This window comes from Streptomyces sp. NBC_00637, from assembly GCF_045161545.1.
Taxonomy (GTDB): domain Bacteria; phylum Actinomycetota; class Actinomycetes; order Streptomycetales; family Streptomycetaceae; genus Streptomyces.
This window is the reverse complement of record NZ_CP109046.1, coordinates 189,249-204,154: the sequence shown is the minus strand read 5'-3', so window position 1 is coordinate 204,154 and position 14,906 is coordinate 189,249. Positions and strand designations below refer to the sequence as shown.

The 14,906-nt window shown below is 69.9% G+C and carries 15 protein-coding genes and 2 pseudogenes; 10 read left to right on the top strand and 7 right to left on the bottom strand.

Going from position 1 to position 14,906, the window contains the following annotated elements:
* Window positions 1–173: 173 nt before the first annotated feature.
* Window positions 174–1,010, bottom strand: coding sequence for a helix-turn-helix domain-containing protein (locus OG440_RS00885; protein WP_406004880.1), 837 nt, complete (start codon window positions 1,008–1,010; stop codon window positions 174–176).
* Window positions 1,011–1,244: 234 nt separating this feature from the next.
* On the opposite strand from OG440_RS00885, the gene OG440_RS00880 reads away from it, so the two are divergent.
* From OG440_RS00880 to OG440_RS00855, 6 genes are all read left to right on the top strand, one after another.
* On the top strand, window positions 1,245–1,640 hold the full coding sequence (locus OG440_RS00880) for an MmcQ/YjbR family DNA-binding protein (protein WP_406004879.1): 396 nt from the start codon (window positions 1,245–1,247) through the stop codon (window positions 1,638–1,640).
* Complete coding sequence (locus OG440_RS00875; RefSeq protein ID WP_406004878.1) at window positions 1,637–2,005, top strand: MmcQ/YjbR family DNA-binding protein; 369 nt, start codon at window positions 1,637–1,639, stop codon at window positions 2,003–2,005. Before OG440_RS00880 ends, OG440_RS00875 begins: the two co-directional genes overlap by 4 nt.
* 170 nt (window positions 2,006–2,175) lie before the next feature.
* Window positions 2,176–2,931, top strand: coding sequence for an SDR family oxidoreductase (locus OG440_RS00870; RefSeq protein ID WP_406004877.1), 756 nt, complete (start codon window positions 2,176–2,178; stop codon window positions 2,929–2,931).
* 40 nt (window positions 2,932–2,971) lie between these two features.
* Entirely contained in the window at window positions 2,972–3,658 is a 687-nt protein-coding gene (locus tag OG440_RS00865; RefSeq protein WP_406004876.1) for a TetR/AcrR family transcriptional regulator, read from the top strand.
* Window positions 3,659–4,234: 576 nt separating this feature from the next.
* Window positions 4,235–4,927, top strand: a complete 693-nt coding sequence (locus OG440_RS00860) for a transposase family protein (RefSeq protein WP_406011210.1) — start codon at window positions 4,235–4,237, stop codon at window positions 4,925–4,927.
* 296 nt (window positions 4,928–5,223) lie between these two features.
* Window positions 5,224–5,721, top strand: coding sequence for a hypothetical protein (locus tag OG440_RS00855; RefSeq protein ID WP_406004875.1), 498 nt, complete (start codon window positions 5,224–5,226; stop codon window positions 5,719–5,721).
* On the opposite strand, the gene OG440_RS00850 is transcribed toward OG440_RS00855, so the two are convergent.
* The 5 genes and pseudogenes from OG440_RS00850 to OG440_RS00830 form a co-directional block, all read right to left on the bottom strand.
* Window positions 5,702–5,968, bottom strand: coding sequence for a recombinase family protein (locus tag OG440_RS00850; protein ID WP_406004874.1), 267 nt, complete (start codon window positions 5,966–5,968; stop codon window positions 5,702–5,704). The genes OG440_RS00855 and OG440_RS00850 overlap by 20 nt on opposite strands.
* 363 nt (window positions 5,969–6,331) lie before the next feature.
* Window positions 6,332–7,309, bottom strand: coding sequence for an NADP-dependent oxidoreductase (locus tag OG440_RS00845; protein ID WP_406004873.1), 978 nt, complete (start codon window positions 7,307–7,309; stop codon window positions 6,332–6,334).
* Window positions 7,306–8,214, bottom strand: a complete 909-nt coding sequence (locus OG440_RS00840; protein ID WP_406004872.1) for an alpha/beta hydrolase — start codon at window positions 8,212–8,214, stop codon at window positions 7,306–7,308. Before OG440_RS00840 ends, OG440_RS00845 begins: the two co-directional genes overlap by 4 nt.
* A 61-nt stretch (window positions 8,215–8,275) precedes the next feature.
* Window positions 8,276–9,169: an SDR family oxidoreductase gene (locus tag OG440_RS00835; protein ID WP_406004871.1), complete on the bottom strand. Its 894-nt coding sequence runs from the start codon at window positions 9,167–9,169 to the stop codon at window positions 8,276–8,278.
* Between the two features lie 71 nt (window positions 9,170–9,240).
* Window positions 9,241–10,001 (bottom strand): annotated as a pseudogene (locus OG440_RS00830) (SDR family oxidoreductase).
* Between the two features lie 135 nt (window positions 10,002–10,136).
* On the opposite strand from OG440_RS00830, the gene OG440_RS00825 reads away from it, so the two are divergent.
* Window positions 10,137–11,057 carry a LysR family transcriptional regulator gene (locus OG440_RS00825; RefSeq protein WP_406004870.1) on the top strand — a complete coding sequence of 307 codons (921 nt, stop codon included), beginning with the start codon at window positions 10,137–10,139 and terminating at the stop codon, window positions 11,055–11,057.
* Window positions 11,058–11,098: 41 nt separating this feature from the next.
* Window positions 11,099–11,940: pseudogene (locus OG440_RS00820) on the top strand (IS5 family transposase).
* Between the two features lie 511 nt (window positions 11,941–12,451).
* On the opposite strand, the gene OG440_RS00815 reads toward OG440_RS00820, so the two are convergent.
* Window positions 12,452–13,432 (bottom strand): LysR family transcriptional regulator, encoded by a 981-nt coding sequence (locus OG440_RS00815; protein ID WP_406004869.1) that lies wholly within the window; start codon window positions 13,430–13,432, stop codon window positions 12,452–12,454.
* 112 nt (window positions 13,433–13,544) lie between these two features.
* Between OG440_RS00815 and OG440_RS00810 the strand changes: the two genes are divergently transcribed.
* Both OG440_RS00810 and OG440_RS00805 read left to right on the top strand, forming a co-directional pair.
* Window positions 13,545–14,438, top strand: coding sequence for an NAD(P)H-binding protein (locus tag OG440_RS00810; protein ID WP_406004868.1), 894 nt, complete (start codon window positions 13,545–13,547; stop codon window positions 14,436–14,438).
* Between the two features lie 10 nt (window positions 14,439–14,448).
* Window positions 14,449–14,820 (top strand): darcynin family protein, encoded by a 372-nt coding sequence (locus tag OG440_RS00805; protein WP_406004867.1) that lies wholly within the window; start codon window positions 14,449–14,451, stop codon window positions 14,818–14,820.
* Window positions 14,821–14,906: the final 86 nt, after the last annotated feature.

The window sequence follows — 14,906 nt, the reverse complement described above, 5'->3', positions numbered from 1 at the left end:
GAGAGGGTGGGCTGTTCACTGGAGCAAGGTGGGCGCCGACTTGGCGCTGCCCTGGGGGCGAACACTGCAGCTCTCGAACACCGACACTCCACCAGTGCGCCCATCGGGCGTTCACGCGGACCGCGACGGGGGTCATCGCCTCCCACGGGCACGGGGCCTCCGCCTTGTTTCCGTCACGCGTCGGTCCTCGCTGCGCGGGCGGCGAAGGTGGCCGGGGTGAGGCCGGTGCGGTCGCGGAAGAAGCGGCCGAAGTTCGCGGGGTCGGTGAAGCCGAGATGGGCGGCCACCGCCTGGGCATCCCACCGGGCAGCTCCCAGCAGGCGCCGGGCTTCCAGGAGGCGCCGCTCGTCGATGAGTTCGCGTACCCCCTTGCCGGTGGCGTCCCGGGCGGCGCGGCTGAGGGTGCGGACCGAGCAGTCGAGCAACTCGGCGTAGTCCGCGGCCTGGTGCAGTTCGCGAAAGTGCATTTCCAAGGCGTCCAGGAAGCGTCCGTATCTGTCGGCGCGGCCGGTGCCGGCCGTGGTCGTGGCTGTGGCGGTGGGGGCGATGCCCGGGGAGTTGGCCAGGCGCAGCAGCAGCGATTCGAGCAGGCTGCGCCGCAGGGCGTGGTGGACGGGGAGGGGGCGGCGCCCGAGTGCGCGGTGTTCGTCCAGGAGCTGGAGTGCCGTCAGCCGGAGCCAGGCGGCGTCGTCGGCGTGCGGGCTGAGCACGGCAGGGGCCTCGTGCGTGGTGAGTGGGGCCAGGAGACGGGCGAGATCGGGCCGCAGCACCTCTGGTTCGAACAGGATGAACGGGCCGCGGGCGGCGTCGGGCGGATGCCAGCACTGCGCGTGCCCGGGACGCACCCACAGCCACTGGCCGGGAGCGACGGTCCGCGTGATGTGGTCGACGTCGTGCCGCAGTTCACCCTCGGTGACGGCGATGAGGTAGTGGAAGGTGGCACGGCCCGGCCGGGGCGGGTTCCACGGCCAGTCGTCGTGCTGGGCGAAGAAGTCCTCGACGGTACTCACCTCGAGGCCGTACGGGGTACCGACCGGGGGCTGGAAACCGTACAGCGGAACCGCAGCCGGGCCGGCCTGTCCGCCCGGCCCTGGGTGTCGCTTACCGACCATCACGTGTCCGCAGCCTACCGCCTTTCCCGTCGGTTTCGACGGAAGGATGGGACGTGCCGCGGCGACCGCGTGGCGTGCCCTCCGCGTCCTTCGATGCCGCACCCCGTCACCACCTGAGAAAGGCAACGCCCCGTGAACGGATCGGCCTTGCACAAGACCGCCGCCGACTGCGCGGAGGAACTTCCCGGAACAGCGCTGGAGCATCCCTTCGGCCCGGACTGGGAGGTCTTCAAGGTGCGCGGCAAGGTGTTCATGCTGATGACCGACGTCCCCGGGCGTCCCGTCGTGATCCTCAAGGCGGACCCCGGCGACGCCCACGCCCTGCGGGAGCAGTACAGCCACATCACCCCCGGCTACCACATGAACAAGAAGCACTGGATCACCCTGGAGAGCGGAGAAGGCGTCGACGAGGAGCTCGTCAGGGAGCTCGTCACGGACTCCTATCTGCTCGTCGTCGCCCACCTGCCCAGGGCCGGGCGGCCCGTCGACCCGCGCACCTACGGCACCGGAACGCGGGCGGCCCGGTGAGCGCGGCCGGTGACCGGCTCCAGGACACCGCCCGCCAGGCGGCCCTGGCCCTCCCCGGCGTCAGCCACGGATACCCCTTCACCCCGGGACTCGACGTGTACAAGGTCGCGGGCAAGGTGTTCCTGATCGTCACCGACGACCCGGACGAGCAGATCATCACGGTCAAGTGCGAACCCGAACACGCCCGCGCACAAGAACGCGGCCACGCCTCGATCACCCCGGGCCGCTACCTCGACAAACGGCACTGGATCTCCCTGGGGCCGGGACTCGGCATCACCAAGCGCCTGGTCACCGACGCGGTCGAGGATTCCTACGACCTGGTCGCCGGGCGACTGCCGCGACGCGACCGCCCCGGCGCACGATGAGCACCGCGAGCTTCCCCGCGGACGGCGAGCCCTTTGCTGGGTGCGCAGGGTCGCCGAACCGCTCCAGGCGAAATGGTAAGTGGAGCGACTTGCCTTACGGCTGCCGCGGGAGCTACCTTCCCAAGTTGAGTCCATCGACTTACCTAACGCCTCGGCAAGGAACAATGAACATGAATCGTCTTGCGGGCAAGCGCGCCCTCGTCACCGGCGGCACGAGTGGGATCGGTCTGGAGACCGCGCAGCGATTTGTCGCGGAGGGGGCCGATGTACTGGTCACGGGGGTCACCCCGGCCAGCATCGAGAAGGCGCGGCAGGTCCTCGGGGACAAGGTGCCGGTGGTGCAGGCCGATGCGCGCGATCTCGATGCGCAGCGCGGCCTGGCGGAGCGGGTGCGTGAGCACTTCGGGGAGCTGGACGTGGCGTTCCTGAACGCGGGCGTCTCGGACTGGCGGCCGTTCGAGGACCACACGGAGGACAGCTACGACCGGCTCTTCGACATCAACGTCAAGAGCGTCTTCTTTCTCACGCAGGCCCTGGTGCCCGTGCTGGCCAACCCGTCATCGGTCGTCCTCAACGCGTCCAACAGCGCGCACGGCGGTTACGGGCAGTCGAACGCCTACGCCGCGACGAAGGCGGCCGTCGGCTCCCTGATGCGGTCGTGGAACGCGGACCTGCTCACATCGCACGGTATCCGGTTCAACGCGGTCAGCCCCGGCCCGGTGAACACCCCGCTGTACGCCAAGCTCGGGATCGAGGACCCCGCGGTGCAGGCGGCGGTCCTGGAAGGGATCAGCGCCGGCATCCCGCTGGGCCGCATGGGCATGCCCGAGGAGGTCGCGGAAGCCGTCGTGTACCTGGCCTCCGACGTCTCCGCCTTCGCCGTGGGCCAGGACCTTATCCTGGACGGCGGCCAGACCGTTCTCTGACAGCGAGGGTGCGGCTGGGAGACGGGCGAGGGGCGTGGGTATGTCGGTGGCGGACCGAGCGGAGACCGGTGGCGATACGTGCCAGGCCGGGTATCACGCGCAGATCAAAGCGGAGAACCGCGCGCGCATCATCCGCGCCGCCCGCGACCTCTTCCTCGCCCGGGGATACGACAAGACCTCCCTGGCTCAGATCGCCAGGGAGGCCAGCGTCTCCACCGGCACCCTCTTCAAGCGGTACCCCTCCAAAGCCGCGTTGTTCGCGGCCGTCACCTCCGAGCAGTGGCAGCTGGATGTGCAGTACGCCGCACCGCCCCCGGCCGGTGATCCCCGGTACGGTCTGGACCACATCGGCCGCGACTACGCCTGTCTGGTCTCGCGGCCCGGCACGGCGGCGCTGTGCCGCCTGATCATCACCGAGCTTCCGCAGATGCCGGAACTCGCCGACATCGTCGGCACCGGCTTCGCCATCGACCGCGGCCCCTTCTTCGACCGGCTCCGCGACTACCTGGAGGCCGAAGCACACGCCGGCACACTCGACTTCCGTTCGGCCGACGGACAGCCACAGCCGGCGTCCGCCGTGGCCGAACAGTTCCTCGGCATGATCTGCGGCCAGCTCCTGTGGCCCCAGCTCGTACGCACCGACTTCGTTCCGCCCGACCCCACCGACACCACGATCGTGGACGAAGCCGTCGCCCTCATGCTCACCCGCTATCGCACCGGAGCCTGAACCCGGGTCTACGAGTTCAGGTTGCCAGGACCCCGATACGTCACCCCTGCCGGGACAGGTGCAGGTAGGGCCGAATCGACCGACAACGAATACGGGCGAGCGCAACCGTCATCCCGGTCAGCAACGGCGGCCGACGGCTCACTTCCTGCTTCTCAAGGTGCTGCCCGAACGCGCAGGTCGCAGGACCGATTGTGAGAAGTGTTCCGGTGCCGAGCCGGCGGTGACGTCAGGCGGGAGAGAGGTCGGGGCACGGTGCCAGCGTGCGGGATGCCGCCACCGGCCGGAGGCGTCGCGGGCGACGTCGACGCCGACTTCCACCACCCAGCTCGGGTTCCACCAGCGTGACGTTCAGCTCATCCTGGCTGCCCGACACGGCGGAGAGTCTCGCCGCGGTCTCTTCACTGAGGTCTTTCAGCGTGGTCACTGATCGGGTGACGAAGTAGGCGTCCGCAACGGACAAGGCTCCCGTGCCGGTGAGCGAGGTGTTCGGCGTCTCAGCTCGCCAGCGCGGGAGCCTTGTTCGTTGTCTATCCTGCCGCACTCGACCTGCCCCATGCCCTGGTCGAGTGGGTCACCATGCTCATCGTCACCCGCGAGGGTGACCGCCGCCGCAAACTCCCACCGCACCAGCGCGCTCTGATCGGTCTGGTGTACCTGCGCCGGCACGACACTCTCGCGCAGCTTGCCGCCGGCTTCGGTATCTCCGTCGGCACCGCCCACGCCTACACGTCCGCAGTGATCGGTCTGCTCGCCGACCGCGCGCCCGGCCTGCTGCGCGCACCGCGCGAAGCCGACCCGGACTACGTCCTGCTGGACGGCACCCTTGCCGAGTGCGACCGGGTCGGCGACAGCCGGGCCGACTACTCCCACAAGCACCGTCGGCATGGAGTGAACGTACAGGTGGTGACCGACCCGGCGAGGCGGCTGCTGTGGCTGTCGCCTGCACTGCCCGGCCGCGCCCACGACCTGACGTCGGCCCGCACCCATCGGATCATCCGTATCCGTGAGCGCCAGGGCGTCCCAATCCTCGCCGACCGGGCCTGCAGGGGAGCCGGATCGTGGGTGACGACTTCCCTCAGGCGCCCGCCGGGCGGCGAGCTCACGCCGACGCAGCAAACCGTCAACCGTGCGTTGTCCGCAGCACGGGCACCGGTCGAACGAGGCGTGGCACGACTGAAGTCCTGGCGCATCCTCCGTAGCTCCCGGTGCAGCCCGAATCGCATGACGTCAATCGCCGCGGCCGTCCTCACCCTGGAGCGGCAACGCTGAAAGAGCTCAGTGAACTTTGACCGTTTGTCACTCAAAGTGGACCGGCAGTCTTCGGTGTTGAGCAGGAAGATCAGGACGGGCACCGCGCTTGTAATCTAAGGTGCATGGCTGAAGCGAGTAGCGGGGGGCAGCCTGTGCCCGACGGCGGCGATCCCAGTTCTGCGACTGGTTCCGACGGTGATGCCCCTGCGGACCGGACACCTCAACATCAGGCAAGCTCCTCCAGCGGCGACGCCCATGCTGACCCCACAGTGCCCGCGCCCACATGGGTGGAGATCGGCAGGGGAGCGGGCGCGGTGATCACCGTCATTGCCGCACTCGCGGGGCTGATTCTGGGGGTCAGAGCGGAGCAGCGCGCCGACAGGGAGGAGAAGCGAGCCGCTGAACTGAGCCAGAAAGCCTTCGCTGAACAGGTCGACTTCTACCGAACTCCGTCCGCGGTAGTCGTGATGAACGGCAACCCGCGCCCAGCGAAAATGCGCCTCCTCCTGTCAGGAAGGCATCTTTGGTGGGATTTGCGTTCGCTGGAGCCGTGCAAGCAGATCAAGATCCCCACTGACTCCCTGCGTGCCAGCTTGCGCATTCAGTTGCCATCGGTGCAGATCACCGACGAAGAGCTGCCGTCGCTATGGTTGGAGTTCCAGGACCCAGAAGGCAGGAGTTGGGTGCGTACCGGTGGGGGAGCGCTGGCCCCCTCTACATGGAAACCTGCACCGCTCGGAGTGCACATGGTCGACCTTCGAGAGACCTGGAACAAGGCCCCGGAGAACTCACCTATTTGCGGTGCCCCTTGAGAGCCCGCTTGCAGGCTGACAGAGCTCGGTGGCAATCGGTCAAAGTTGAGATGTGCACGGTGTCGCCGGGCCGCGCGTAGGTGAGCAGTTCGCGGAACTTCGGGCGCTGGGGCGGGTGGAGGCGGCTGGTGCCGGCTGCCTCCTCGGACGGGAGGGGGTCTTCGATCCCGGCCTCGTCCAGGACGAGGTTCTGCCGGGCGGTCGACTGCTGGTCCGTCGAGACCCGCCTGTAGACCAGGTTCGCCATCGAGAGGCCCCTTCCGTACGGAGGATCGGACACTATCTGTCATCAAACGCTGTCAGCAATCACCATCGGATCTGATTGGATTCGGGCCGCCGCGAACCCCTGGAGTGCACGGGTTCATTGGATGCGTCGGCCGCCTGTCGTCGAACGATCGTTTGACGGCAGGCGGGAACCCGGGGAAGACGACCTGACGGCTCGGATCACGGTCTGTCACAACTTCCGACAGCAATACCGGATTCCTGGTCAGCTCCTACTCGGACCCCGACACCGCCGCGGGGTTGCGTGATGCTGAGGGTTGCTCGCCGGAGCCGCCGCGGAGTAGGTACTGGGCCCTCATTGAGGGCTCCGCACCCGCCCGAGTCGGCGTCACCTGCGCTCAGTTCGAGCGCCGTTGCTCTCCATGCTGCTGGGGACGACATTGGGGAGGAGGACGACCTTGCCCAGAGGGTGGTCGTGTTCCAGGTGGGTGAAGGCCGCCCGGACCTCTCCCAGCGGGTGGGTCCGGCTGATCGGCACCTCGATTCGGCCGGCCGCCGTCAGCTCGGCCAACTCGGTCAGCACCGCCCGGCTGGTGCCCTCGGCACTGCCCTGTGCCCGGGCGCCGAGCGCGGCGGCGACGCCGTGGTCGAGCGTGTTGACCTTGCGGGGCAGCACCCCCAGGGAGAGCGCGATCCGCGGGTAGTCGCCGCCGTGGAAGTCGAGGAAGGCGTGCGCCGTGCCGGCCCCGTCGCCCTCAATCGCCCGGCGGAGGCGTTCGGTGACTCCACTCCCGTAGTGGACGAGGGTGGCGCCCTGGGACTCCAGCCAGTCCCGGTGCCGCGGGGAGGCGATCGCGACCACGTGCGCCCTGCGCAGGCGCAGGAGTTGGACGGCGATGGTGCCGACTCCGCCGGTGGCCCCGCTGACCACGACCGTCTTGCCGGCCCCCGGGTCGACAGCGGTGACTCCTGCCCAGGCGGTACTGCCCGCGACGTAGAGGGCGCCTGCGGCGGTCCAGGGGAGCCCGTCGGGCTTGCGGACGAGCTGGTCGTGCGGGACGACGACGTACTCGGCGTGGCTGGACCGCTCCCAGGACCAGCCGAGGACCGGGTCCCCGGGCGCCCAGCCGGTCACTGCGGCCCCGGTCGCGGCGACGGTGCCGGCGAGGTCGCTGCCCTGTCCGGAGGGGAACGTCGCGGGGAACCTCTCGTGCAGGGCACCGGTACGGATCTTGGCCTCGCCCGGGTTGATCCCGGCGGCCCGCACCTGTACCAGCACGTCGCGTGGGCCCAGTGGACGCGGTTCGACGTCCTCGACGCCGAGCACGTCGATGTCTCCGTAGCGGTGGAAGCGTACGGCTTTCACGGACGTCCCTCCGGCTGGATATGGCCGTTGATGAAGGCGGCGACCTGGTCGAGGGCCTGCGCCGGCTCGTCGACGAGCGGGGCGAAGCCCTGGAAGACGTGCGGCGCTCCGGGGAAGGTCCGCAGGGTGACCGGGACGTCGGCGTGGGCGGCCCGCGCGGCCAGCCGCAGGGCGTCGTCGAGCAGGATCTCCCGGCCGCCGGCCTGGATCAGCAGCGGTGGCAGTCCGCGCAGATCGGCATGGAGCGGGCTGGCCAGCGGGGTGCGTGGATCCGCCCCGGCGAGGTAGTCGGCGGCCCTGGTCTGAAGGGCCCGGCGGGTGAGCGCCGGATCCGCGTCGGCCCGGGTGGTCATGGTGCCGCCGGACTGGGTGAGGTCCGTCCATGGGGACAGGACGGTCGCGGACGACGGCTGCGGCAGTCCCGCGTCCCGGATCGCCAGCAGCAGGGCGAGGGCGAGGCCGCCGCCGGCCGACTCGCCGGTGACCGCGGTCGAGCCGGCCGGGACGCCTCGGTCGAGCAGCGCCCGGTAGGCGGCCAGCGCGTCGTCCACCGCGGCCGGGAAGGGATGTTCGGGGGCGAGCCGGTAGTCGACGGACAGCGCGGTGGCCGCGGTCCGCCGGGCGATCTCGGAGACCAGGCCGACGCTGGCGGCGGCGGAGCCGATCGCATAGGCGCCGCCGTGGAAGTACAGCACGGTGGCGGCCGTCGGCGCGGCGGCGCCGGCGCGCACCTCGACGGCGGGCACCCCGCCCAGGTCGGTGATCCGGGTGCGGACGTCGCCGGGCAGCGGCGCGGCGCCGAGTATCTCGTCGAAGACGCGGCGCATCTTCGCCACGTCGCCGCCCAGGTCCAGCGGCGACTTCAGCAAGAGGTCGGAGACGGAGTCCAGCTGACTGCGGGTCATGTCGTCGTTTCCTTGCGAGGGGAGGTGATGCGATCGGTGACGGAACGGGTGCGGGGGCGGCCTACGCCCGGGTGACGTGCAGGACATCCTCGAAGCCCATGCGCCGCACGAAGTCCGTGCGAGCCTCTAGCACCGCGGAGTTGGCCTGCTCGACCAGGGAGTTGGTCAGGTCCACCACGCTGCGGAAAGGGCGCTCGCCGAAGGGCAGGGACAGGATCCTGGTGATCTCCTTGGCGACGACCGAGGGGTCTGCCTGCATGCCCGGGGCGAACAGGCCTTCCGTGGCCTGTTCGTTGCGAGCGACCAGCGGGTCCAGGGCCCGGTAGCCGGCGCTGACACCGGCGGCGTCCGCGGGCCGTCCTGCGTTGGGAAAGTGGTCGGTGCCGTGGGTGAAGGCTCCCGGCATGACGATCACCGTCTCGATGCCGAGCGGGGCCACCTCGTAGGAGGTCACCAGGGCCAGCGCGTCCATCGCCGCCTTCGACACCACGTACGGACCGAGGAACGGCGGTGTGGTCACCGGGATGGTGCTGCCCACGTAGAGGAGGGTGCCGCCCCCCTGCCCGCGCAGGTGCGGCAGCGCGGCGCGGTTGAGCCGTTGGACGCCGAGGGTGTTGACGTCGACCAGGTGGGCGATCTCCTCGGCGGTGAACGCCTCGACGTAGCCGGTGACCAGGTGCCCGGCGTTGTGGATGACGACGTCGAGCGCTCCCGCGTTCTCGAGCACGGCCGCCACCGCGCGGTCGGCGGACTCCTGCGAGGTGACGTCAAGTTCGACCACGTACAGGTCGAGGTGTTCGGCCGTGGCCAGGCGGTGCAGTTCCTCGGCGCGGGCGCCGTTGCGGCCGCCGGGGGCCCGCATCGAGGCGTAGACGCGGTGACCGGCCCGGGCCAGGGCTCGCGCCGTGAGGTTGCCGATACCGGTGGCGGCACCCGTGATGAGCACAGTCGACATGGTGGTCTCCTATCGGAGGGGCGAAGGGGAGGAACGGAGACGAAGAAGAGAGGCGGAAGTGGTGGAGAGGGTCAGGCGATGCCGCCGTTGCTGTACAGCACCTGGCCGTTGATCCAGCGGCCGGCGGACCCGGACAGGAAGGCGACGGCCTCGGCGATGTCCTCGGGTGCGCCGAGCCGCTCCAGGGGTACGGCGGCGGCGACCGGGCGATCAGCTCCTCGCTCTTGCCCTCGGCGAAAAGCGGTGTCGCGGTCGGCCCGGGGGCCACCGCGTTGACGGTGACGTCCCGGCCACGCAGTTCGCGTGCCAGGTTCAGGGTCATGGCCTCGACCGCGCCCTTGGTCGCCGCGTAGCCGCCGTAGCCGGGCTGCTGGAGCCGGGTCACCGAGGTGGAGAAGTTGATCAGCGCGCCGCCGGGGCGCAGCCTGCGGGCCGCGAGCCGGGAGACCACGAAGGTCCCGCGGACGTTGACCCGGTGCATCCGGTCGAAGGCTTCCAGCTCCATCTCGGCGAGCGGGGCCAGGAGCATGATCCCCGCGGTGTTGACGACCACGTCGACGCCGCCGAAACGTTCTTCCACGGCGTCGAAGAGCCCGGTCATCTCCGTCGGCTCGGCGACGTCGCCAGGCAGGGCCACCGCCGTGCCGCCGGCTGCTATGACCGACTCGACGACCGCCTCGGCCTTCGTCGCGCTGCCCGCGTAGTGGACGACGACTGCCATGCCGTCCGCGGCCAGCCGGCGCGCGACCGCGCCCCCGATTCCGCCCGAGCCGCCGGTCACCACAGCCGTCCTGGGCCGGTTGGATCCGTGCCGCGATACCGCGCCGTTCATCACTGCTCCTGATCCGGCGTCCGGACGGACGCCTGGCACTGTGCTGGTTCGCGGGCGGTCCGCCCGTCGACTGGATCAACCCTCCGCCGCCTGCAATTATTTGTCCAATGCATCATCGAGATATAGATTATTCAGATGGCGCATATCGAACGGGTCGACCTCAATCTGCTGGCCCCGCTGGCCGCGCTGCTGGAGGAGCGGCATGTCTCGCGCGCCGCCGAAGTCGCCGGAATGAGCCAGCCTGCGATGAGCCGGGCCCTGCAGCGGCTGCGGGACACCCTCGGCGACGAGCTGCTGGTGCGCACGCCGGGCGGGTACCGGCTCACCCCGCGGGCCGAGCGCGTCCAGCGTCAGCTGCGGGCAGTCCTGCCGCGGCTGGAAAGCCTGTTCGCTCCGGAGGGGTTCGACCCCGCCGAGGCCGCCGAGACCTTCCGGGTCGCGGGGACCGACTTCACCCAGGTGTTCGCGCCCGCGGTCTTCCAGCGTGTGCTCCGGGAGTCGCCGCGCTCCACACTGCACTTCCGCACCTGGCACGACGCCATCTACGAGGACCTCGACCGGGGGGTCGTCGACCTGGTGTTCTTCGCCAGATCAACACCACTCCCCGCCCTGCACACCGAACATCTCCTCGACGACCGGTTCGTCTGCGTACTCTCCGCCGACCACCCGCTCGCCGAGCGTCCGGCGATCGCCCTGGAGGAGTACCTGGGCTCCACCCATGTCATCGTCGGCACCATCGGCGAGCGTCAGACCGCGATCGAGCAACGCCTGGAAGACCTCGGAGAGCACCGCCGGGCCGGACTGACCGTCCCCTACCATTCGCTGGCCCTGCGCTCGGTCCCAGGCACCCGGCTGATCCTCACACTGCCCGCGCGGCTACTCGCGCAGCAACGCCCGGACCCCGGCATCCGAATCCTGCCCGCTCCCGAGGAAATCCGCCCACTGGGCTACCTGATGGCCTGGCACCCCCGGCTCGACGGCGACCTGGGGCAGCGCTGGTTCCGGAACGCCATCCGCGCCGTCACCTCCGAACTGCCGGAGCCGACCCAGCACTAGGGTCCGTCTTCAAAGATCATCGGATAGTGGATCATGTTCGAGTGATACGCCGCCATGAACCCACCGATCTGGACTGGGAGTTACTCGCTCCGCTCATACCGCGTGCCGCAACGGGTCGTCCGCGAGTGCCGGACCGGCAGGTCATCAACGGGATGGTCTACAAGATCCGGACCGGGGTCTCCTGGTGTGACCTGCCGGAACGCTACGGGCCGTGGCAGACCGTTTACACCCGCTTTCGCCGTTACGCGTTGAACGGCGTGTTCACCCGGGCACTCCAGCGGATCCAGGCCGGCGCGGACGAGGTCGGCGACATCGACTGGCTCGTCCAGATCGACTCCACCATCGTCCGCGCCCACCAGCACGCCGCCGCCACCGACCGGAAGAGGATCCACCGGCCGGACGAACCGGACGATCACGCCCTCGGCCGATCCCGAGGCGGACTGAGCACCGAAATCCATCTCGCCTGCGACGGCCGCGGCAGGCCCCTGGCGGTCCTGCCGACACCCGGCCAACGCCACGACAGCATCTGCGCGCGTCCCCTCCTGGAACGCATTCGCGTCCCGCGCGTCGGACGTGGCAGAGCCCGTTGCCGGCCCGACCAGGTCGTCGCCGACAAGGCCTACAGCTCACGCGCAAACGCGGAATTGCCTGCACCGTCCCGGAGAAGACCGACCGGAAGCGGCACCGCTGCAACCGCGGCCACCGAGGAGGTCGGCCACCCGCATTCGACCCGCAGATCTACCGCCGGCGCAACACCGTCGAGCGCTGCTTCAACCAACTCAAAGGCTTCCGCGGCATCGCCACCAGATACGACAAGACCGCCACCTCCTACGAAGCAGCGGTCAGTCTCGCGTCATTCCTACTCTGGGCAAGATCCGTTTGAAGACGGACCCTAGCGGCCCGCGTCGACCAGCCGGTCCTGTCCGACGAACCGGTCCTCCAGCATGACCTTCAGCTGCCGGACTCCTGGTGGGAGGACCTTGCCGGGACGGTGGAGAAGGTGGCGGCCGTCAACACAGACCGCGTCGCCTTACGGCAGCAGTACATGGACCGGGCGATCCCCGAGTTCCTGGGGATCCCGGCCCCGGCCGCGGCCCGCCGGACCGCCGCCCACTCCGACCTGCACTGGGCGAACCTCACCGCGGCGCCCCTGCGGCTTCTGGACCGGGAGGGCTGGGGCGAGCTCCGGAGAGCTTCGACGCCGCCACGCTCTACGCCTACACGCTGCTCCAGGAGAACGTCGCCGCCCGAGTCTGCGCCGCCTTCCCTATCCTGGACAGTCCGGCCGGCCTCGCCGCCGAAGCCACCGTGTGCGCCCAGCTGCCGCTTCGTCGCCTCGCTGACACGCCGGCTCATCGCCTCGCCGATTCCATGACGTACCGGGACGGGGGGCGTCACGCCGCAGAACTACCCGCCCCGCGCAACGTCCGGCGGACAGCCTCCCGCAACCAGTGATGTCCCCCATCGGCCGCATTACGGGGATGCCACGCCATGCCGATGGTCAGCGGCGGCAACGGCAGAGGGATGTCGAGGACGCGCAGTCCCAGCGCGGAGGCGGCATCCGTCAGTGGCGAGGCGGCGGCGCCCGGGAGCGCCGTCGGGATGAGGCACACGATGTCGCTGCGCGCGGCCAGGGACATCGCGGCCAGGTGACCGGGCAGGACGACAACTACTCGCCGACGCAGGCCGTGTGCGGCCAGCGCGGTGTCCAAAGGGCCGGTGAACCGGCCCCGGCGGCTCACCACCACGTGGTCGGCGGCCGCGAGCCGGTCCGGCGTCAAGTCCCCCTCGGTGAGCGGGTGCCCGGCCCGGACGGCCGCCGCCATCCGCAGGGTGACCAGTTCCTCGACACGGGTCTCGGGATCGACATGGTCGATGGCCCCGACCTCCAGATCGATCCGACCCTCACGGAGCGCCGGTCCGGCCTCCCACTCCTCGGCCCGGAACCGCAACGAGACCGCCGGTGCCTCCTGGCCGGCCAGCCGCAACATGCCCGGAGCCAGCGCCGCGCCGACCACGTCGGCCACCTGAAGGGTGAACGTGCTGCGCAGGTCGGCGGGCTCGACACCGGCTCCGGGAGCCAGTAGCGCGCCCAGCCGCCGCACTACCGCGGCCGTCTCCTCACGCAGGGCCCGCGCACGAGGGGTAGGGACCATGGCCTGCCCGGCGCGGACCAGGAGGGGATCCTGCAGGATTCGCCGCAACCGGGCGAGCGTGCGGCTCATCGCGGCGGGTGACGTGTGCAGACAGGCAGCGGCACGAGTGACGCTCTCCTCGGCCAGCAAAGCGTCCAATGCCACGGCGAGATTGGCATCCATGACCGGCTCCGCACCGCTGCTCATGCCGCCGCTGTTCGTGCTCTTACTGCTGCTCATGCGCGTTATTCCATTCCAGGCAATGATCCTGTGCCGAAGTTCCCATTGTGGCAACACGGCGGGCCTCCGCAGGATGGGGGTCGTCCCGATCCGCCACAATCACGAGGCTTCCATGATCGTCATCACCGCTCCCACCGGGAACATCGGCCGCCACCTGCTGCCGCTGCTCCTGGACTCCGCTCCCGCCCACGACGAACGACTGCGCGTGGTCGTACGGGACCCGGCCCGACTGCCCGACGCGGTCCGCGACCAGGTCGAGGTGGTCACCGGCTCGCACGGCGACGCCGAGGTCGTCGGCCGCGCCTTCGAAGGCGCCGACGCCGTGTTCTGGCTCGTCCCCCCGGACGCGTCCCGGACCCCCGAGGACGCCTACCGAGGCTTCACCCGTCCCGCCGCCGAGGCCCTCGTCGCCCATGGTGTCGGCCATGTCGTCGGCGTCTCCGCGCTCGGCCGCGGCACCCCGGCCGCCGACCGCGCCGGACTCGTCACCGCCACCTTCGCCATGGACGACCTCCTCACCGACACAGGCGTCGCCTATCGCGCCCTGGCCAACCCGTCCTTCTTCGAGAACCTCCTGGAGGACGCCGACACGATCCGCGAGACAGGCGTCTTCACCGACGCGGTCGACGCCGACCGCCAGGCGCCTCTCGTCGCCGTCGCCGACATCGCGGCCGTCGCCGCCGACCTGCTGCTGAACCGCTCATGGTCCGGCAGCGACAGCGTCCCGGTCCTCGGCCCCCAGGACCTCTCCCCGAACGACCTGGCCCGCATCATGACCGGACAACTCGGCCGCCCCGTCCGCTACGAACGCCAGTCGCTGGACGACCTGCTCACCAGCCTCCTCGGCTACGGCCTCGACAAGGCATTCGCCCAGGGCATCGTCGACATGAAGCGGGCCAAGAACGAAGGCCTCGACGCAGGCGTCACCCGCACCCCGGCCACCAGCACCCCCACCACCTTCCACGACTGGTGCGCCCAGACTCTCAAGCCCGCGATCCTCAAGTAAGGCAGCCGTCATGACCACTGTTACTGAGAAAACCGCGCCCCCGGTCACCGCGTTCATGCTCATCAAGACCACACCCGAGTGGCTCGCCATGACCCCGCAGGAGCGCGTGCGTGCCTTCACCACCCAGGTCATCCCCGCGATCAGGGCCAAGACCACCGGCGTCCGCTCGCGCTTCTACGACACGGAGTTCTACTCCACCCGCGTCACCGACGTCTGGGTCTGGGAAGCCGATGACCACGATGCCTACCAGCTCCTCATCGACGCCCTGCGCGAAACCCCCTTCTGGGACCGCTACTTCACCGTCGTCGACCTCCTCGTAGGCACCGAGAACGGCTACGCCCGCACTTACGGCCTGGACGCCGTTGCCACCATCACGACCTGATCCTCCACCACCAGTCATCTACCTGATCCACCACCCGTCACCAGCGCGGACTGGGCTGATCGAGGTCGGCACGCCGCTTCGCGATG